This is a genomic window from Eremococcus coleocola DSM 15696 (assembly GCF_000428865.1).
GTDB lineage: Bacteria > Bacillota > Bacilli > Lactobacillales > Aerococcaceae > Eremococcus > Eremococcus coleocola.
This window is the reverse complement of sequence record NZ_AUAT01000023.1, coordinates 1-21,416: the sequence shown is the minus strand read 5'-3', so window position 1 is coordinate 21,416 and position 21,416 is coordinate 1. Positions and strand designations below refer to the sequence as shown.

At 39.5% G+C, this 21,416-nt stretch carries 17 protein-coding genes; 4 read left to right on the top strand and 13 right to left on the bottom strand.

Features of this window, described 5'->3' with window-relative positions:
* Positions 1–40 precede the first annotated feature (40 nt).
* The 3 genes from G396_RS10350 to adhE all read left to right on the top strand — a co-directional run bounded on the left by G396_RS10350 (position 41) and on the right by adhE (position 4,223).
* Entirely contained in the window at positions 41–442 is a 402-nt protein-coding gene (locus tag G396_RS10350; protein WP_051221176.1) for a DUF4430 domain-containing protein, read from the top strand.
* Positions 443–952, top strand: a complete 510-nt coding sequence (locus G396_RS0106355) for an ECF transporter S component (protein WP_006417688.1) — start codon at positions 443–445, stop codon at positions 950–952.
* 628 nt (positions 953–1,580) lie between these two features.
* The gene (gene adhE, locus G396_RS0106350) at positions 1,581–4,223 is read left to right on the top strand and encodes a bifunctional acetaldehyde-CoA/alcohol dehydrogenase (RefSeq protein ID WP_028125434.1); all 2,643 of its coding nucleotides are present in this window, start codon (positions 1,581–1,583) and stop codon (positions 4,221–4,223) included.
* Between the two features lie 64 nt (positions 4,224–4,287).
* On the opposite strand, the gene G396_RS0106345 is transcribed toward adhE, so the two are convergent.
* The 13 genes from G396_RS0106345 to nagE form a co-directional block, all read right to left on the bottom strand.
* Positions 4,288–4,731 carry a GNAT family N-acetyltransferase gene (locus G396_RS0106345; RefSeq protein WP_006417716.1) on the bottom strand — a complete coding sequence of 148 codons (444 nt, stop codon included), beginning with the start codon at positions 4,729–4,731 and terminating at the stop codon, positions 4,288–4,290.
* A gap of 42 nt (positions 4,732–4,773) precedes the next feature.
* On the bottom strand, positions 4,774–5,211 hold the full coding sequence (rpiB, locus tag G396_RS0106340; protein ID WP_006417675.1) for a ribose 5-phosphate isomerase B: 438 nt from the start codon (positions 5,209–5,211) through the stop codon (positions 4,774–4,776).
* Positions 5,212–5,245: 34 nt separating this feature from the next.
* Positions 5,246–7,249 (bottom strand): transketolase, encoded by a 2,004-nt coding sequence (tkt, locus tag G396_RS0106335; protein WP_028125432.1) that lies wholly within the window; start codon positions 7,247–7,249, stop codon positions 5,246–5,248.
* A 10-nt stretch (positions 7,250–7,259) separates the two neighbouring features.
* The gene (fsa, locus tag G396_RS0106330; protein ID WP_006417672.1) at positions 7,260–7,907 is read right to left on the bottom strand and encodes a fructose-6-phosphate aldolase; all 648 of its coding nucleotides are present in this window, start codon (positions 7,905–7,907) and stop codon (positions 7,260–7,262) included.
* 105 nt (positions 7,908–8,012) lie between these two features.
* Positions 8,013–8,732 carry an HAD family hydrolase gene (locus G396_RS10345; RefSeq protein ID WP_051221174.1) on the bottom strand — a complete coding sequence of 240 codons (720 nt, stop codon included), beginning with the start codon at positions 8,730–8,732 and terminating at the stop codon, positions 8,013–8,015.
* 157 nt (positions 8,733–8,889) lie between these two features.
* Positions 8,890–9,588: a Crp/Fnr family transcriptional regulator gene (locus G396_RS0106320; RefSeq protein ID WP_034907715.1), complete on the bottom strand. Its 699-nt coding sequence runs from the start codon at positions 9,586–9,588 to the stop codon at positions 8,890–8,892.
* A gap of 155 nt (positions 9,589–9,743) precedes the next feature.
* Positions 9,744–11,435: an arginine--tRNA ligase gene (gene argS, locus G396_RS0106315; protein WP_028125430.1), complete on the bottom strand. Its 1,692-nt coding sequence runs from the start codon at positions 11,433–11,435 to the stop codon at positions 9,744–9,746.
* Positions 11,436–11,737: 302 nt separating this feature from the next.
* Positions 11,738–12,679, bottom strand: a complete 942-nt coding sequence (arcC, locus tag G396_RS0106310) for a carbamate kinase (RefSeq protein ID WP_006417663.1) — start codon at positions 12,677–12,679, stop codon at positions 11,738–11,740.
* Positions 12,680–12,778: 99 nt separating this feature from the next.
* The gene (locus G396_RS0106305) at positions 12,779–14,122 is read right to left on the bottom strand and encodes a M20 family metallopeptidase (RefSeq protein ID WP_028125429.1); all 1,344 of its coding nucleotides are present in this window, start codon (positions 14,120–14,122) and stop codon (positions 12,779–12,781) included.
* 102 nt (positions 14,123–14,224) lie between these two features.
* A complete protein-coding gene (locus G396_RS0106300; RefSeq protein ID WP_028125428.1) occupies positions 14,225–15,727 on the bottom strand; it encodes a YfcC family protein in 1,503 nt (500 codons plus the stop codon).
* Positions 15,728–15,896: 169 nt separating this feature from the next.
* Positions 15,897–16,898, bottom strand: a complete 1,002-nt coding sequence (gene argF / locus G396_RS0106295) for an ornithine carbamoyltransferase (protein ID WP_006417710.1) — start codon at positions 16,896–16,898, stop codon at positions 15,897–15,899.
* 28 nt (positions 16,899–16,926) lie between these two features.
* Positions 16,927–18,153, bottom strand: coding sequence for an arginine deiminase (gene arcA / locus G396_RS0106290; RefSeq protein ID WP_006417681.1), 1,227 nt, complete (start codon positions 18,151–18,153; stop codon positions 16,927–16,929).
* A 397-nt stretch (positions 18,154–18,550) separates the two neighbouring features.
* Positions 18,551–20,023, bottom strand: a complete 1,473-nt coding sequence (gene nagE / locus G396_RS0106285; RefSeq protein ID WP_028125427.1) for an N-acetylglucosamine-specific PTS transporter subunit IIBC — start codon at positions 20,021–20,023, stop codon at positions 18,551–18,553.
* A 353-nt stretch (positions 20,024–20,376) separates the two neighbouring features.
* On the opposite strand from nagE, the gene G396_RS0106280 reads away from it, so the two are divergent.
* The gene (locus G396_RS0106280; protein WP_028125426.1) at positions 20,377–21,219 is read left to right on the top strand and encodes a zinc ribbon domain-containing protein; all 843 of its coding nucleotides are present in this window, start codon (positions 20,377–20,379) and stop codon (positions 21,217–21,219) included.
* Positions 21,220–21,416: the final 197 nt, after the last annotated feature.

Sequence of the window (21,416 nt, the reverse complement as noted above, 5' to 3'; positions counted from 1 at the left end):
TTCTCATAATAATAAAAAAATAAAGAATTGAGGATTATATATGAAAAATAATCTGTATAAATTTTCTCTCTTATTCCTTTCCCTAATTTTCTTATTTGCTTGCAACCCTAAACTTAATAATTCAGTCTCCGAAACAGGTCAACATGAAACAGCAGTAATTGAGATTAAAGTCCAAGGCGAAGATCAAGCAGAGTCAAACAAAGAAGTTCATTTCGATCCTGGCATGGACCTTTTGTCTGTGATGCATGATAATTACACCATTCAAGCAAAAGAAGGTTTGGTTGAAGGCATCGATGGACTTATGGCAAATCAAGGACAAAATAAAGGCCGTTACTGGAAATTGATTATTAATGATCAAATGAGTCAAAAAGGTGCTAAAGAGATCATCGTAAAAGATAATGATCGTATCGTTTGGGATCTGACGGACGATTGGGACTTCTAAATGTTAGCCGATAGAAAATATTTACGCCGCCTTATTTGGGATGCTCTCATGGCGGCGCTTTGTTTCATTTTACGCCTCTTATTAGCCCCTCTACCAAATGTTCAACCAGTGACCGTCTTACTTATTTTTGTTTGCTGGTACCTCTCCGCAAAAGATAGTATCTTAATCGCAAGTTTAACCATTGTTATATCGAATCTTTTCCTAGGTTTTGGACCCTGGACCTTGGCCCAAATAACCGCCTATTGTATTTTAATCCTGATTTCTAAACTATTTGCACCATTTTTAAAAAGAGAAGGCTACCTTATCCAGGCTTTTTATATGATAGCGATTGGTTTTTTATATGGTTTAATTATTTCCCTTATCCAAGCACCTTTCTATGGGATTCAGCATTTTTGGGTCTACTACTTCAATGGTGTCTTATTTGACGCTTATCATGGTATAGGTAATCTTATTTTCTTTTTACTCTTACAACCAATTATTCCCCCTTTGATCCAAAAGTATAGATTCTAGTCAGCCAGTATCTTTTCGGATCCAATCACTTCTGATTATAAAATATGTAGTAAAGACCGACCGTGCACAAGATTCCCCAAACCACCAGAGAATTATTCATTACTAAATAAACTATAGGGACTGTATCAAGCTTAGCTTTGATACAGTCCCTTAATTATATCCATAATTACTCCACCCAACTTCACACTGGGAAACATAGTAACAAAGAAATTTAGCCAAGTCCTAAGTCTCACTTCCGCATACATAAGTACTAAGTCTTGGACAAGCCTGTGACCTTGACACCTGATCAGGAAATTATCCAACCTGATCTTACCCTGTCTATCCCTTCCTAATGATCTGTTTCAAGGATTAGTAATAAAAACAATTTGCCATTCAAAAACACAATAAGATAAAAGTATCTGTGGGAATTTCTCGCAATAATTAATTAGTTATATTATTCACAAAGTATTCTAAATAAAAGCTTTCAATATAAAATTCCTTTGTTTTAAAAGCGTTTTCAATAAAATTAATTAAAAATTATTTGTGATATTATTCACTTTTAACTTTACATATGCTTGTTTTTCTTGTATGATTACTTTGTAAAACAAATCACAAAGTTGCTGAAAATTAAAAATTTAGGAGGATTATTATGGTAGAACAAACCTTAGTCAAAGAAGAAAATAATGTTGAAGTTCAAGTGGATAACCTGGTCCAAAAAGCGCTCATCGCTCTAGACCAATTCCGCTTACTTAATCAAGAACAAGTAGATTATATTGTTGCTAAAGCTTCTGTAGCTGCCCTAGACCAACATGGTGTGCTCGCAAAACATGCCGTAGAGGAAACCGGTCGTGGTGTTTTTGAAGACAAGGCCACTAAGAACTTATTCGCCTGTGAACATGTGGTCAATCATATGCGGGGCCAGAAAACAGTGGGCATCATCAATGAAAACAAGGCAACAGGATTAACCCTCATCGCTGAACCTGTGGGAGTTGTCGCTGCTTTAACTCCTACGACTAACCCAACTTCAACTGCAATTTTTAAAGCCTTAATTTGTTTAAAAACCCGTAACCCAATTATCTTTGGCTTCCACCCTGCTGCCCAAGAATCTTCTGCCCATGCAGCCCAAGTTGTCTATGAAGCTGCAGTCGCAGCCGGTGCACCTGAAAACTGTATCCAATGGATTCATGAACCATCCATGGATGCCACCAACGCTTTAATGAATCATGAGGGTGTCGCTACCATTCTAGCTACCGGTGGGAACGCTATGGTTAAAGCAGCTTATTCTTGCGGAAAACCAGCCTTAGGGGTTGGTGCTGGTAACGTACCTGCTTATGTTGAAAAGTCTGCTGACATCCGTCAAGCTGCTCATGATATTGTTATGTCTAAGTCATTTGATAATGGGATGGTTTGTGCTTCTGAACAAGCAGTAATTATAGATCATGAAATTTATGATGATTTCGTTAAAGAATTTAAGTCTTACCATACTTACTTTGTTACTAAGAAAGAAAAAGCCCTCTTAGAAGAATTCATGTTTGGCGCTAAGGCTAAGTCCAAAAATTGTGGTGAAGCTAAATTAAATTCAGATGTTGTTGGTAAACCTGCCACTTGGATTGCTAAAGAAGCTGGCTTTACCGTTCCCGAAGATACGAATATTCTTGCCGCTGAAGTGAGTCAAGTCGGTGAAGCCGAACCCCTCACCCGCGAAAAACTTTCACCAGTGATTGCAGTCCTTAAAGCTGATACTCAAGCAGATGGGATTGCTAAAGCCAAAGCCATGGTTGAATTCAATGGTTTAGGGCACTCCGCTTGTATCCACACCAACGACGACCAACTGGCCAAAGATTTTGGTACCGCTGTTAAAGCCATTCGAGTGATCTGGAATGCCCCTACTTCATTCGGTGGTATCGGAGACGTTTATAATGCCTTTATCCCTTCATTAACCCTCGGTTGTGGTTCATATGGTCACAACTCTGTTGGCGATAATGTATCAGCAGTTAACCTCTTAAATATCAAAAAATTAGGAAAGCGGAGAAATAATATGCAATGGTTTAAAGTGCCTTCTAAAATATATTTTGAACGCAACGCCATCCAATATTTATCAACTATGAAGGGCGTTGAAAAAGTAATGATTGTCACAGACCCTTCCATGATGAAACTCGGTTTGGTCAATAAGGTAATTGACCAATTGCAAGCACGGTCAAATCAAGTAACCATCCAACTTTTCTCTGACGTTGAACCAGACCCAGATATCTCAACTGTGCGCCGAGGGGCTGAAATTGTCAAAGGTTTCCAACCTGATACCATTATCGCTCTTGGCGGTGGGTCTGTTATGGATGCGGCTAAGGTAATGTGGCTCTTCTATGAACAACCACAAATCGACTTCCGTGACTTAGTTCAAAAATTCATGGATATCCGTAAACGTGCCTTTAAATTCCCAGAACTCGGTGAAAAAGCTCAATACATCGGGATTCCTACAACCTCAGGTACCGGATCTGAAGTGACCCCATTTGCGGTCATCTCAGATAAGAAAAACCAACGCAAATACCCATTAGCAGACTACTCTCTAACTCCTACTATTGCGATTATTGACCCAGATTTAGTTATGACCGTGCCTGACTTTGTTACCGCTGATACCGGGATGGATGTGCTAACCCATGCTATTGAAGCCTACACTTCTACCTTAGCCAATGATTATACAGATGGTTTAGCCCTACAAGCTATTAAAATGGTTTTTGAAAACCTAGAGGAATCAGTAGCTGGAAATAGCTTTGCTGCCCGTGAAAAAATGCATAATGCTTCTACCATGGCTGGTATGGCCTTTGCCAATGCCTTCCTCGGCATGTCCCACTCTATGGCCCATAAAATTGGAGCTTTCCACCATACTGTCCATGGTCGGACCAATGCAATTCTTTTACCATATGTTATCCGTTACAATGGGACTAAACCTGCTAAAACCGCTACTTGGCCTAAATACAATTATTGGAAAGCTAATGAAAAATACCAAGATATTGCTAAACTAATCGGACTTAAAGCAGATACCCCAGAAGAAGCTGTAATTAATTTGGCCCAAGCAGTTTATGACTTAGGTGAACGTGTTGGAATTGAGATGAACTTCAAAGCTCAAGGCATCAAAGAAAAAGACTTTATGGACAGCTTGGAAGAAATTGCTTATCTAGCTTATGAAGACCAATGTTCTCCAGCTAATCCACGCCTGCCAATGATTAAAGATATGCAAGAAATTATGGCCAATGCATATTATGGTTACGCAGAAAAACCCGGCCAATATAAATAAGTTATCCTCCTAAAGGATATAGATACAAAAAAGGAATCGGCGACCCACCGATTCCTTTTTAATTTTATTTAATTGTTTTATCAACTGTTACACATTCAATCCCATCTTCAAAATAATGGTCTGAACATTCTTGGTAGCCTTGACTCTTATAAAAGCCTAGTGCACGCAGGTCCGAATGAATGATGAAATGATGATAAGCTTGGCTTTGGGCAAAGTCTTCCATCTTTGCTAAACAAAGGGCTGCAATACCTTGGTTACGGTAAGGTTTTAAAGTGGCAATCCGAGAGATCCGGAAATCTGGACCAGGTTCAGGGACATAACGGATGGTTGCCACTGGATTTAACCCATCAAAAGCCACAACATAATAAGTATCGTCCCCATCAAGACCATCAAATTCTTCATCCTCAGGGATTTCTTGTTCTCCCACAAAAACCTCTTGCCGAATTCTTCGACTCGGTTCAAACAATTGGTCACCCTTAGCAAACACTATCCGAATATTATCTTTCATTCTTTTCCTTTCCTTGTGGGTCGGGGAAAAAAAGTCCAATCCCTAACAAGATTCTCCTTCTAATTTATCTAAACGTCGTTGGTGACGTCCCCCTTCGAAGTCTGTCGAAAGCCATGTATCAACAATCATCTTGGCCAACTCATCACCAATCACCCGTGCCCCCATGCAAAGAACATTTGAATTGTTATGAGCTCGGGTCATTTTGGCTGAATACACATCATGAACCAATGCGGCCCGGATACCTTTATGCTTGTTAGCAGCAATGGACATACCAATTCCTGTACCACAGATTAAAATTCCCAGTTCAGCCTCTTGGACATCAAGTTTTTGACAAACTTGGGCAGAATAATCAGGAAAATCTACTGAATCAAGACTATGCGTTCCTACATCTAAAAGTTCATGTCCTTGACTTTGTAAATGTTCTTTAATCATTTCCTTCAAAGAGTAACCACCATGATCAGATCCAATTGCAATTTTCATTTTTATTTCCTTTCCTAGAGACATCATTTAATTTTTAATTATCAAACTGAGCTAAATATTCAGATACGATATTATCTGCCGTAAAGCCATAAGAAGCAACCACTGCATCCCCTTTACCAGAAGCACCAAATTGGTCAATTCCTAAGACCTTACCATCAAGTCCAACATATTTATACCAAGCGCTACTTGCTCCCATCTCAATGGCCATCCGATTACGAACGCCATTCGGTAAGATAGATTCTTTATACTCTTCATCTTGTTGATCAAAGATATTTTGAGCTGGCATCGATACAACCGCCACATCATGGCCGGCAGCTTTTAACATAGCTTGAGCTTCGATGGCTAAGGAAACTTCAGACCCAGAAGCAATTAGAATACCTTGAGCTTGGTCTCCCGCTTGAGCAGAGACCACATAAGCTCCACGGCGCACGCCCTCTTCTAAGACTTGAGCGTCTACTGGGAGTAATGGCAAGTTTTGACGTGATAAAACTAATAAGCTTGGACGGTCTTTACTTTCTAAGGCAATTTTCCAAGCCGCGAAGGTTTCATTGGAATCAGCTGGGCGGAGAACGTTGAGGTTAGGCATGGCTCTAAAGGCTGCCAAATGTTCAACAGGTTCGTGGGTTGGGCCATCTTCCCCTACTGCGATGGAATCATGGGTCAAGATAAAGATTGAAGGCGTTGACCCTAAAGCTGCTAAACGAATCGCCGCCCGTAAATAGTCAGAGAAGACGAAGAAGGTACCTCCAAATACTCGGCTACCGCCATGGAGGGTAATCCCGTTTAATATTGCACCCATAGCAAATTCACGGACCCCAAACCAAATATTCCTTTGGTCACGTGCTTCTGGCATAAAATCACCCGAAGCATCGATCATGGTCTTGTTAGAGCCTGATAAGTCAGCTGAGCCACCCCATAAGTATGGGATGCCTTGGGCTAAGGCTTGGATAGCCTTGCCAGAAGAAGCCCGGCTAGCCATATCTTTTTCACCTTGAGCTTGATACGTTAAGTGGGCGTCATAATCTTTAGGAAGGTCGCCCTTGAACGCTAAATCAAAGAGTTTAGCTTTTTCAGGCTCAGCTTTTTGGTAGGCTTCATAAAGGTCTTGCCATGCTTGGTAGGCTTTTTGCCCCCGTTCAAGGACATGTTGGTCAAATTGTGCTTGACTCACTTCAGGGACGGTAAATTCAGCTTGGTCATAGCCATAAGCTTGACGGGTTTGGGCCCAGGCATCGGCACCGAGAGGCGAACCATGGACGGCTGAAGTCCCTTGCTTAGGTGAGCCAAAGCCGATGACCGTCTTAATTTCAATTATAGATGGTTGTCCCTTATGATCTTTAGCCGCTTGAATCGCATCAGAAATAGCTTGTAAGTCATTGCCATCCGTAACTTTTTGATAATGCCAGTGCATAGCTTCAAAGCGTCCTTGAATATCTTCATTAAAAGCTAGGTTCAGGTCGCCATCTAAGGAGATATCATTTGAGTCATAGAGGACGATTAACTTATCAAGGGCTTGACGTCCTGCTAAGGAAGCCGCTTCATAAGAAATCCCCTCCATTAAATCACCATCTCCTACCAGGGTATAAGTATAATGGTCAATCATTGGAAAGTCTGGCGTATTATACAAGGCCGCCGTATGCGTTTCGGCCATAGCTAGACCCACAGCTTGGGCTAACCCTTGACCCAAAGGACCCGTAATCACTTCGACTCCATCTGTATGTCCCACCTCAGGGTGACCGGGTGTCTTGGAACCCAATTGGCGAAAATCTTTTAAATCATTGATTGAAACGTCAAAACCAGACAAATGTAGTAATGAATAAAGCAGGGCAGAGCCATGACCCGCTGATAAGACAAAGCGATCACGGTTAGGCCAGTTTGAGGCTTTAGGATTAACATTCAGATGGCGGGTCCACAAACTATAAGCCATCGGTGCAGCTCCAAGGGGTAACCCAGGGTGACCTGAATTCGCTGCTTCAATTTGGTCAATACTCAAGGCACGCAAGGTGCTCACTGCCAGTTGGTCTTCTTTTGTAAACATATACTTCCTCCTAACGATTTTGGAAAGCTTCCCAATCCTTTAAAAAGTCCTTAATCCCATTATCAGTCAAAGGATGTGACCAAAGTTTCGGGAAGAGACTGCCAGGAATGGTAGCAATATGGGCACCGCAACGGGCCACTTCTTGTAAATGAGGTGCTGTCCGAATACTTGCCGCAATAATTTCAGTGTCAAAACCATAAAAATCAATGATTTGTCGTAAATCCGCAATCAATTGATAAGCATCGGTGCCAATATCTTCCAATCTTCCCACAAACGGGCTGATATAAGTTGCTCCAGCTTTCATGGCTAGTAAAGCTTGGGTCACACTAAAGATTAAAGTCACATTAGTTTTAATACCTTCTTGTGACAAGATATGAACGGCCTTCAAACCTTCTTCAGTCATCGGAATTTTCACCACAACATTGTCAGCCCATTGAGCTAACTTCCGTGCTTCTTCCACCATTTGATCCGCTTCTAAGCCAATCACTTCGGCTGAAACGGGTCCAGGCACCAAGTCACAAATTTCTTTAATGACTTCTTCAAAATCACGCCCCTCACGCGAAATAATTGTGGGGTTAGTTGTCACGCCATCGACCAAACCTAAGTCAACAATCCGTTTAATTTCATCAATATTTGCAGTATCCAAGAAGAATTTCATAGAGGACCTCCTCAAAATATTTTGTTTATACATCTTATTTTAAGCCAACCTTGCTTCCATTTCAATCTCAAGCAAGCTTACAAATTTACTCAAAAAGTTTGGCTTTTAAGCCTCTAAAACATGGTGGTTAACCCAATTCAATACCTCTTCATCTGTCTCACATTCAAAGTTATGAATAGGACCCTGATGAGGTGGCAGCGGACGTCTTCGGTGGTTAAACCAAAGTGTCTGCCAGCCTGCTTTGGCGGCCCCCATCATATCATTAACATAAGCGTCACCGATATAGAGCGTTTGACTTGGTTCAAAGTCCCAAATCTGGCTCGCTAAGTTGAACAAACGGGGGTCTGGTTTGTGGTAAGGGGTGGAACCACTGATTAAGAGGTGTTGGCTATCGAAATACTTCTCCAAGGCTAAGCCCTTAATCTTTAAGGACTGGTGGTCTACCTCACCGTTAGTAAGCACAGCACGCGGAAAATTTGTCTCTAGCAAAAGCTCCAGTAGCTGTTGCATATATGGAAACAAGCGAATCCGACCTAAAGCAGCTTGGTAGTCTGCCTTAAAGGCCCGAGTTTGGTCAGCTCTTAAGTCGATATCGGTGAAATGAGCCAACATGTGTCCTAGCCGATAGTGGTCATAGTCAAATTGAGACCAATTTTCTTGATAAGCTTGGTGAAAAGCAAGGTCTGAATAATAGCGATATGTATCAAACAACACTTCCGTCTTTTGCCCATTTATTGATGGAAAATTCTTGCTGATAGCCTCTTTAAAAGGACTTTGTAAGTCATATAAGGTATCATCCACATCAAATACGATTGCAGTAATCATTGTTTTCCTTTCTGATTTAGCTTTAATCCAATCGGCCCAAGAAACTAAGGAAAAGGCTAATCAAAATCAAGACCTTAATTACTCACAGAAAGGCCGGTCTAGTTATTTTGATTGGTCTGATTAAATATCTATCAAAATTATAATTATTTAAAATAATTTAATTGAACATGAGATCATTAAAATAATCTGGCTTCAGGTAATAAATACCCTGACGGGTAAAATTAATCAACCCTTCCTTATGGATCTGCTTGACCACCTTCCCCGCTGTTTCACGGGTAGTCCCCGCTACCTGAGCTAACTCATTAATGGTCAGGGGATGCAAAATCACCATTTTGTCTTTTTGGGTGACACCCATATCATACATCCAAATAGCAAGCGCCTGGACGACTCGGTCAGAAGCTGATGGGGTGGATCCCATTTGAATTCGTTTCTCTAAGAAGACTGAAATATTTGACAATTTTTTAAACATATAAATTAATAAATCCACATTTGAAGTCATAATTTCTGTCATAATTTTATTTGAGATCATCATTAAGTCAACATCGGTCCGGGCATAGGCTGTATAGCCATAATTCTGCCGGTCAAGTGACTCTGAGTAAGGGAAGTAATTATGTTCCTGAACATAATCAACATAGGTATAGTCCCCCGATGAATTGGTGGTCTCTAATTTGATTAAGCCTTTAAGTAAGTAATAGGAAAACATTTTAGGATCTTCCTGGAAGAAAAGAATTTGTCCTTTACGGTATTGATGAATAACGACATTCGATTTAAAATAATTTAACTCTTCTGTTGAAAAACATTTAAAAAATTCGTGATGTTCCAATTCTTCAATATATGACTCTAATTCACGATTCATTGGCAACCCTTCTTTCCCTGCCATTAACAGTTACATTCACCCTTTTTAATACTAAGTAAGGGTATTCACACTTCCCATTCTAGCACAATTTTTTATTAAAATAAATGAGACCCTAGCAGAACTAGGGTCTCATTTATAAAATTTAATAATTTTAATTACATGTTTTCTGGTGCTTCTACACCTAATAAACTTAAACCATCTTTTAAGACAATTGAAGTTGCTTTAACTAATGCCATCCGTGCTGCTAATTGATCATCATCATTTAATAGACGTACATTTCCATAGTATTTGTTAAAGGCTTGAGCTAATTGAATGACATAACGGGCAATCATAGAAGGTTCATATTTTTCAGTGGCGGCCACTAAAGTATCACTATATTCAGCTAATTTCTTAATGACTGCCCAGGCATATTCATCGGTCAATTCATAGATTTCATCTGCCTTTAATTCCTTACCATATTTTTCAAGTAAGGATTTAGCCCGCGCATAAGTATATTGAACATAAGGACCTGTTTCACCCTCAAATTGAATGACTTCAGATAATTTAAAGTCAAAGGAGTTCATCCGGTCTGATTTCAAATCGTGGAAAATAACCGCACCGACCCCAACTTGTCTAGCCACTTCTTCTTTGTTTTCTAGGTCAGGATTCTTAGCTTCAATTTGTTCTAAGGCTAATTCCATGGCTTCATTCATTACGGCTTCTAGTAAGACAATTTTACCTTTACGGGTTGATAATTTCTTACCTTCCAAAGTAATTAAACCAAAAGCAATATGAACCATATCATCGGACCAATCGTTACCCATCCGTTTAAGGATTGCTTTTAACTGTCTAAAGTGGTTGGCTTGTTCATTCCCCACAATATATAAACTCTTAACGAAATTATAAGTTTCTTTACGGTAGTAGGCAGTGGCAATATCCCGGGTGATATAAAGAGTAGCACCATCAGAACGTTTTACTAGAGCAGGTGGTAATTCTTCATCGTCAAGATAAACTAAGGTTGCTCCATTTTCAACGGTTGAAATACCCTTATCTGCCAAGATTTGTAACTTATCTTCCATCTTGTCATTATAGAAGGATTCACCGGTATAATGGTCAAAAGAAATCCCCATTAAGTCATAGACTTTTTCAAATTCTTTAATGGATTCATCTTTGAACCAGGTCCATAGTTCAGTCATTTCTGGGTCGCCATCTTCTAATTTCTTAAAGGCAGCCCGACCTTGATCTTCTAAAGAAGGATCTTCTTCAGATTTTTCATGAAATTCAACATATAGTTTTACTAATTCATTCACAGGATCTTTACGGACAGTGGCTTCGTCACCCCAACCCTTATAGGCTACGATTAATTTACCGAACTGAGTTCCCCAGTCACCTAAGTGGTTTACTGATACAGTCTTATAATTCATCTTTTGATGCATTAGATCAAGCGAATTACCAATAACCGTTGACCGTAAATGCCCCATTGACATAGGTTTAGCAATATTTGGTGATGAATAATCAAGTACAACAGTGCCACCATGACCTAGGTCAACTTCACCATAATGACTGTCTTCTTTGATAACTTGAGAAATAATCTCATTTGATTTTTCTTTACGGTTTAAGAAGAAGTTAATATATGGTCCAACTGCTTCAACTTTGTCAAAATGAGCACCATCAATTTTTTCAACTAATTCTTGGGCAATTAAATTCGGGGCTTTACGGAAAGCCTTAGCCAATTGGAAAACCGGAAAGGCTAAATCACCATGTTCAGCATTTGATGGTTTTTCAATTAATTGTGAAATTTTCCCTTCATCTAAATGTTCAGCCACAAGCGGGCTCAAAGCCGCAACTACGATTTGTTTATCTTCCATACTTTCGATTCTCCTTTTCAAATAAAAAACGCCTCCAGAAGCTCTGCTCCTAGAGGCGTATTAGACATTTACTAATACACGGTACCACTCTAATTGAACAGGCATCGCTGTCCATCTCTCTTTGCTAACGGAGATATCTCCGGACCAGGCTACTTAAGTTCACCCAATCTGTCTTAGAAAGTGCGGTTCAGTTAAATCATCGTGTTGGCTTCCATCATCCCAACTTGCTAGTAACGAAGTTTTTCAACTTACTCTCTTTCCGTGTTTAAAAATTTATGTGTTTAATTATAACATTTTAATTTTTACTTTTCAATGATTGTTCCAGCATCTGATTCAATTAATTGTTCTAAGTTTTCTAAAGAAGTAATTACTGCACGACCATTGTCAGTTTCTTCTACGAATTTAATGGTTGCTTCAACCTTAGGTAGCATTGAACCTGGGGCAAATTGATCTTGACCCATATATTCTTTCATTTCTGCAACAGTAACTTTTTCTAATTTAGCTTGGTCTGGTTTATTGAAGTTTACATAAACATAATCAACTCCAGTTAGAACGATGAACATATCAGCGCCTAAGTCAGCAGCTAATTTTTGAGAAGCGAAGTCTTTATCAATTACGGCTTCGACCCCGACTAATTTACCGTCTTCTTCAATAACTGGCACACCGCCACCACCGCCGGCTACGACTACGTGACCAGCGTCAACTAAAGTACGGATTACTTCTAGTTCTTTAATTCCAACTGGTTTTGGTGAGGCCACCACTTTACGCCAACCACGACCAGCATCTTCTTTAAATGTCGCATTAGATTTTTCCATTTCGGCTTTGGCTTCTTCTTCAGAATAGAAAGGTCCGATTGGTTTAGATAAGTTAGTGAAGGCTGGGTCATTCTTATCTACAATAACTTGAGTCACGACTGAAGCGACAGATTTATCAATATTTAAGTCTTTTAAAGCATTTTGTAAGGCATTTTGTAACCAATAACCGATTGAACCTTCGGTCATAGCCACTAATGAATCTAATTCAAAAGCAGGGTTCTTTTCTGAATCAGCTGCAATATTTTGTAATAATAAGTTACCAACTTGAGGACCATTACCATGAGTGATAATTAATTCATCCCCATTTTGGATTAATTTCACTAAGAATTCAGCAGTTTGTTTCAAGGCATCTTTTTGAGCTTGAGCCGTTGGATTATCAGTAAGAATGGCATTTCCACCTAGAGCAACAACAATTTTACGATTAGACATAGATACACTCCTTTTTCTTTTTTATCAGCTTACCTAGGCATTGTCTATTTTACAATTGGACAATCTCACAAGATAAGTGATTCTATTTAGTTAAAGTAACTAAGCTGGGTCACTGGCTAATTCTTTGACCGCATGGGCATAGATTTCCATAGCATCATAGAAATTTTCGACTGAAATATATTCATCAATTTGATGTTCCGTAACCGCCGCTCCCTTAGTTTGAGCACCGAAGGCCACACAATTAGGCATGGTTCGAGCAAAGGTTGCACCACCTGATGAAATAGGCTCAGTCAAATCACCCGTTAAATCACGGTAAACTTCCAATAAAGTATTTACCAATGGACTATCAAGGGGAACATAAAGTGAATTTAGATAGTCAAATTCTTGATATTCGAAATCATATTCAGCGGCTGCTTTAGCTAATTGATCAACTAGTAGGTCTTTATCAGCAGTGACTGGAATCCGAATATCGAGCCCAATTCGACTTTCATCTTCATTAATAATTAATTTAGATAAATTAACCGTTAAAGGACCTGACATTTCATCTTCGACTTCCCCAAAAATTGGTTTGGCATAGCCTGTTTCATAGAATTTATCTTTAATCAGTTTAAAGGCAGGATTTTCTGGAAATAATTTTTCTAAAGCCAGGGCTAAACGAATAACCGCATTCGTGCCTTCATAAGCATCCTTAGCATGGACTGATTTTCCTAAAACGACAATTTGCCTTGCATCATCCGTATATTCAAAGCCTAATTGATCTAAGGCTGCTTTGACTGCATCCAGCTTATCGCCTTGATACATGGCCTTGGCCGGCACAGCATTAAAAGCACGGTCATTATTGAGGGTAAAATCATTAGAACCAGGTCCCACCAGATAAGCTTGAAGTAAGCCTTTTTCGGCATAGGTTAAAGGAAAGGCTGAATCTGGGGCGAAGCCATAAGTAGCTTGTTCCTCAATTTCACCATAACGGGCCATGCACCGCCATAAAGTTTCTTCATCGGTTCCGAAAATAAACCGAACCCGTTTGTTAAACTCATAACCTTGGTCCATTAAGGCTTTAACCCCATATAAGGCTGCCACTGAAGGCCCTTTGTCATCTTGGGTTCCACGACCGTATAACTTCCCATCGCTTTCAACCATTTCAAAAGGATTATGGGTCCATTCAACCAAATCTTCAGCAGGTACTACATCTAAGTGACAAAGGATTGCAAGTAATTCTTCCCCTTCACCAATTTCAGCGTAGCCATAGTATCCTTGAGGATCGATAAAGGTTTTAAAACCTAATTCTTCACAGGTAGCTAAAGCCAGTTCCAAAGCTTCTTGAATATGACGACCAAATGGTGTTTTATCATCTGTTTCATCACACACAGATGGCACGGCAATCCAGTCCTTTAACACTGCTTTTGCTTGAGACTGTACCTTACTTGTCAAGGTATATTCCACGATTATATCAACTCCTTTAAATGAATGAGAGCGAGCAAGAAGCGGAATCTAATATTCTTCTACTTCTTGCCCGCTCCCATTGTGATTCGTATTATACACCGATTAGAACATTGAACCAATCACTAAGAGAATGATTGAAACTACGAAGACAGCAGCTATTAATTTAGCCACAAACTTCCACCAAGTACCCAACTCAATACCAGCAATGGCTAAGGCACCCACAACGACACCTGAAGTTGGCGTAACTAAGTTAACGATACCAGCAGCGGTTTGAAAAGCAGTAATAACGATATCTTTACCTACACCGGCAAAGTCACCTAGAGGAGCCATAATACCCATGGTAGCCGCAGCTAAACCTGAAGTAGATGGAATTAAGAATGACATTGGGATGTAGAACAAGAAGGTAATAACCGTGAACAGACCTTTAGATAAACCACTCAAGCCAACTTCACCCCAGTGAAGAACAGTAGCGGTAATTAAACCATCATTCATTACTACTTGGATACCACGAGCGATGGCACAGATCAAGGCAACAGTTAGTAAGTCACCCATACCTGCAATGAAGACATCAACAAAACGTGATTCGCTAATACCGTAAATACCCGCGATAATGATTGACATAATGAAAAATAGAACGGTAATTTCAGTCAAGTACCATTGACCTAAAGGTAAGGAAGACTTACCAACTAAAGTACCTAAGACTGGCGTATTTAAAATTCCTTCATGAATTGAATCAAAGATCGTATGATCAAGTTTCAAGACATCGGCCCAAGGAATGAGACCAAGGATCATAATTACAAAGGTTAAAGCGAAGACCCAAAGGACAGATTTTTGTTTACCAGACATTTCAGGAATATCTTCTTTAACTTTGAATTTTTCTTTATCAGCTTCTAAGTGATCATAGATTAAGGAATTCTTTGGATCAGCTTGGACTTTCTTAGCATAATTAGACACGAAGTAAGCACCCATAATATAAGTCACAACTAAGAATACTAACCGTAGACCAATCCCTTCAGCAACTGAAATACCCGCCATACCAGCCGCAACCCCGGTTGCAAATGGGTTGACCGTAGAAGCAAGTACCCCTAAACCAGAACCAACAAGAACCACGGCGACTGCAACTAAGGCATCCATACCCACAGATACCATCAATGGTATTAAGATTGGATAGAAGGCAATAGTTTCTTCTGCCATACCATAACTAGTTCCCCCAAGGGCAAAAACAGCCATCAAGATCCAAATTAAGGTATTCATGGAATCTTTCCGGTGTTTAATGAGGGTGGCAATCCCAGCATCAATCGCACCTGTTTCAGTAACTACACCCAAGAAGCCACCAACGAAAAGGATAAAAAGGGCAACTTGGATGGCACCATCCGTTCCTTCTTTACCTAACATCCCGTAAGCAGGGGCAGCAAATAAGTCCCAAAGCCCTTGTTTATTAGATTCAACCGTATGGTAAGTTCCTTGAATAAAGTTACCTGCATCATCTAAATCGTATTGACCAGCTGGAATTATCCAAGTCAATACAGCTACAATTGCGGTAAGAATAAATAAAATTGTAAATGAATTCGGCATTTTAAATTTTTTCTTTGTGGTCTCTTCCATTTTTCCACTCCTTTTTTATATATTTTTTTATTAAATAAAGAAAACAGAGCCAGAATTGTCATTACATCCGCACAATCCTGGCCACTGTTGGTCGTAATCACAAACTAAATGGGTATTCAGTTTTTTGATTAACTTACTTATTAAATTTTAAGGGAGAGAGAGTATAGACTTATACTTTAGGAATAAACAAGTTACCATTTGTAGCAGCCATGATAGCTTTGATTGAGTGCATACGGTTTTCTGCTTGTTCAAATTGACGAGCTTGAGGGCTGCGGAATACTTCGTCCGTAACTTCCATTTCTTCTACGCCAAATTTTTCAGCAACATCTTTACCATATTTTGTTTCAGTATCATGGAAAGCAGGTAAGCAGTGTAAGAAGATGTAATCACCTTTAATATGGCTTACAAGTTCTTTATTAATTTGGTAAGGTTTCAATAAGTTAACCCGTTCTTCGAACTTGTCTTCTTCACCCATTGATACCCATACGTCTGCATATAGAGCATCAGCATTTTCAACCGCTTTAACAGCATCATCTGTCACAGTTACTTTTGCACCTGATTTAGCTGCATATTCTTCAGCCATTTTCACTAATTTTTCATCTGGGAATAAGCTCTTAGGTGAAGCAATGGTTACATTTACGCCTAAGATCGCACCAGTAACTAATAGGGAGTTAGCTACGTTATTACGGCCATCACCACAGTATACTAAAGTACGGCCAGCTAATTCACCAAATTCTTCTTTCAAAGTCATGTAGTCGGCAATCATTTGAGTTGGATGCCATTCATCAGTTAGACCATTCCATACTGGAACACCAGCATATTTACCTAGGTCTTCAGCCATTTGTTGGCTAAAACCACGGAATTCAATACCATCAAACATTGAACCTAAAACGATAGCAGTATCTTCAACAGATTCTTTTTTACCTAATTGGATATCGTTAGCACCTAAGAATTCTGGAGCAGCACCTAAATCGTTAGCAGCAACAGTGAAGGCAGAACGTGTCCGAGTTGAAGTTTTTTCAAATAGCAAAGCAATGTTTTGGCCTTTCATGTATTCATGAGGAATACCACGTTTTTTAAGATCTTTCAAATGGATTGAAAAATCAATTAGGTATTCTAGTTCTTCACGACTGAAGTCGATTTCTTTTAAAAAGTTTTTTCCTTGGAACATATAGTCACTCTCCTAGTATTAGATTTGATTAAATATCTTCACGATATAATGGCATTGACATACAACGTGGGCCACCACGACCGCGAACCAATTCGGATCCACGTAATTTAATTAATTTCAAGCCATATTCTTCAAGGACCTTATTGGTTACAGTGTTACGGTCATAAACCACAACCACACCTGGAGCGATAGTTAAGGTATTAGAACCATCATTCCATTGTTCACGTGCTGCAGCAACAGGGTCGCCACCACCACAACGGATTAGGTGAACTTTTTCAACACCTAAAGCGTCTTGTAAGATAACGTCTAATTGGTCTTCACGTTCTACAATATTAACAGTGCCGTCTTCGTTAGGAGTTAGATCCCAAACTTTTAAGCCACCTTCGATTTCTGGGTGAATCGTGAATTTATCATAGTCAACCATAGTAAATACGGTATCCAAGTGCATGAATTTACGGTTTTCACCAATTAAGAAAGCTAAGATGCGTTTGAAGCCAGTTTCTTTGAATAGACGGTTAGCTAATTTTTCGATTGAACGAGCATCAGTCCGTTGAGAAATACCAACTGCTAAAACATCTTTAGAAAGTACTAATTCGTCCCCACCTTCGATCCGAGTAGCTTCTTCACGGTTGTAGAAGCGGTCTACTGCGCCATTACCATATTCTGGATGGTGGTCGAAGATATATTTACCATATAAGGTTTCACGGTTACGAGTTTCTGAATACATATGGTTCAAAGTTACACCATGAGCCATCGTTGCAAATGGGTCACGCGTGAAATAAAGGTTTGGCATTGGATCTACGATAAATGGATAGTCAGTTTCGTATTTATCTGATAATGAAGTACCAGACACATCTGGCATTTCAGTTTTACGGAAACCTTCCATTGTCTTAAGCACCATGTCAAAGGTGTCAGGGATAGCTAATAAATGATCTTTTAAAGCTTTTAACATAGCATCAGATTGAACACCTGTTTCAGCTAACCATTCATCTACAAATTGTTCTTTAACATCAGCTGCGTCAATTGCATCTGCAACTAAACGTTCTAGATAAAGAACTTCCACCCCATTTTCACGTAATGCATCTGCAAATGCATCATGTTCTTTTTGCGCATCCTCTAAGAATGGAATATCATCGAAGAGTAAACGCGGAAGAAAGTCTGGTACTAAATTTTCCAACTCTTTACCAGGGCGGTGTAAAACCACTTTCTTCAACTTACCAATTTCGGAGAAAACTCTAATAGGTCTTTCTGTCATATTATCCTTCCTTTCTGTTCTCTCTTTGATGTCTATAATATATCACCCCTTTGTAATCGTTTCCTTTACGGAATTAACAAGAGCTCTGTGAATTCCTTGGACTTAAGAATGTGATGAATCTCTCATTATGAGAACGTTTTCATATTCTTGATAACAGAAAGTGGTTTGCAATAGGCTTTAGCTAGGTTGAGCAAATCAGGGCCAAGAAAATATGAGAGAGCTAATCACTAGAAATTAATAATTTTTTTATAAAATTCTTTTTTATTCCCTTAAAATTGAGCATATGTAAGTCAAAATCAGCTGGTTAAAGGAAAAACTCTAATAAGTAATTTTCAACATGGGCTTGTTAATCTACCATCCACTACTTACTAGAGTTTTTCTATAGTTTTCTTAGCTATTACATTTTTACCAGATCTTCCATGGCATCTGCTACTTGTTGAACCGTGGTACCAATGATCACTTGGACATTATTTTTGTCAATAACATTGGTGCCCATGGCACCAGCTGCCTTGATTTTTTCTTTATCAACTAAATTGGAATCTTTCACTTGAAGACGTAAACGGGTAGAGCAATTATTGATCACATCAACATTTTCTTTACCCCCAATGGCTTCAAGGATCACAGAGGCTTGGCGGGCTTCTTTGGTATCGGCTAAACCAGCACTTTGTTCAGAAATATTTGACTCAGTTAGGTCGGCCCCACCAACAGGACCTTTACGGCCTGGAGTAGCAAGGTCAATTTTCTCAATCACAAAACTAAAGACCAGATAATATAAGACGGCTACGACTAATCCTTGCAAGATCAGCATCCATGGATGATTAGCCATCGGCACTTTTAATGACAAGAGAAAGTCGATTGCCCCAGCTGAGAAGGAGAAACCAGCAGTCCAATGCATTAAAGCGGCAAAAGCTACAGAGACTGCGGTTAAGGCGGCATGGACTAAGTATAGTACTGGCGCCACAAACATGAAGGAAAATTCAATTGGTTCGGTTACCCCAGTCACAAAGGCAGCCACACCAGCGGCTAAGAATAAAGACATAACTTGTTTCTTGTATTCAGGCGCAGCTTTCCGGTACATAGCATAACAAGCTGCAGGCAAACCAAACATAAAGACAGGGAAGAATCCAGCTTGATACATCCCAGTAATTCCTTTGGTTCCTTCATTGGCCCAGAACTTACCAATGTCATTAATACCAATCAGGTCAAACCAGAAGACATTGTTTAAAGCATGATGTAAACCAGTTGGAATTAAAAGACGGTTGAAGAAGGCATAGATACCAGCTCCAAGCCAACCCATTGAAGAAATAGCTTCACCAAAGGAAGTTAAACCATCAAAAACGAGTGGCCATAAGAATAAAAGAACCAAAGCAGCAAAGGAAGAGAAAATCCCAGTTAAAATTGGGACTAAACGGCGGCCAGAGAAGAAAGCAAAGGCTTCTGGCAACTTAGTCCGATGAAACTTATTGAAGGTTTCTGCCGCAATGATACCGGCAATGATCCCGAAGAAGACATTACCATTTCCAACCTTAGCAAAGGAAGCAGATACTTCTTCCACTGGAATTGATTTCAGCTGAGCAACTGCAGCAGAACTAAGTAAAGTTGTCATCGTAAGGAAAGAAACCAAGGCAGCTAAACCAGAAGCTCCATCTTTTTCCTTGGTCATACCAATCCCAACCCCAACTGCAAATAAAATACCCATATTATCTAGGATAGAGCCCCCGGCTTTAACTAAAAATGCTGCGATGACATTTTCGCCCCCCCAACCAGCAGGGTCAATCCAGTAGCCAATCCCTAACATTAAGGCAGCTAATGGTAGTACAGCGACCGGTAACATCAAAGACCGACCAATTCGTTGTAAATAACCTTTCATAAAAAGCACCTCTTTCATACAATTACAATAATCAATAGAATAAGAGCAATAAAATATAATAAATCTGGCAGAAATTAATAAGTTGATTTAAACTCCCTTCTCTATTATTAAGGCTTATTAAAACTATTATAAAGGCTAATAGGCAGTCTTTTGTAAGCCTTTCCACCTGCCATTTTCATTATAGAAAACGGTATTATAAATGTCAATAGTGTCTATAAAATTACTGACACCTGCTTTATTTTCTAAAAATTAACTTTAAAACTAGAAATCGTAGACTTTTTTATGAATTTTTGCTTATTTAATACGAAATTTGATATGATAACGGTAATAAAAGTAAGAGACGAGGTGACAGAATGACTTATTGCCCTAAATGCGGCCTGAAATTGGAAGAGGACTTCCATTATTGTCCTCAATGTGGCTATGACTTAAGCCAAATCGATTCATTGCAAGACACCATTAAAATAAAAGGCCCCCTTACCGATTCAAATAATATGGCTCCAGCTAATGATTCCCATGTCCATTTGAATCATTATGATGATGACCCTGACTTAACAAGGACTGAATACCCAGAAGAGGATGGTCTTTTCCTAGAGGATGACCCAACCGATTCGCCAAACTCCCGCAGTCACCGTCACACCCATTATGCCCCTGACAAACAATCAATTATCCGCCTAGGCAAACTCAATATAGCCATGTTTCTGGCAGCGATGGTAACTATTCTGGGAATCATTTTACCGAATTTTCTAAACCTTACTCCTCTCTTGGAGAAAATTGATACCCTCAGCGCTTATGGGTATGACACCAGTACTTGGACGCGCTTGGTCAATAACCATACTAGTCTCCAAGACTTAATTCTTAACTATCAAAACCTGGCCCAACTTTATCACGAGATACAAGAATTCCTAGGCTATACGGTTCAAGTTCAATCCCTTCCTTTTGTCCGTCCAATTACTCAAGGATTATTATTAATTCCTATTCTATTTATGCCCTTAGCCATTTTCCGTCACCGGCTGGCTCGGAAATTAAACCTATTTCTTGCCTTGGCTGAAGTTGTCTTAACACTTGGGCTTGCTTATTTCTTTTATCCAGTTTTCCAAAATCTTAACCTAAGTTTAGGCATAGCTGCCTACCTATTCTTTGCGGGCTTAATTGCCATGTTAGTCTTGGCTAGCATACGCCTATTTAGCCAACGCTAATTTATTATTAAAACCTATATAAAGAACCCCAAAACTTGGCCACAGCGACCAATATAGTGACCCCAAAAAGTTGGACCAGAGAGATGAGTACATATTTTATGTACTTGTCTCTCTTATTTTTTGTTTTCTAAGCAGCTTGAAGTGAATGGCGATAAGCAATTGGGCTCATCCAGTTTAATTTTTCTTTGATTCGTTCT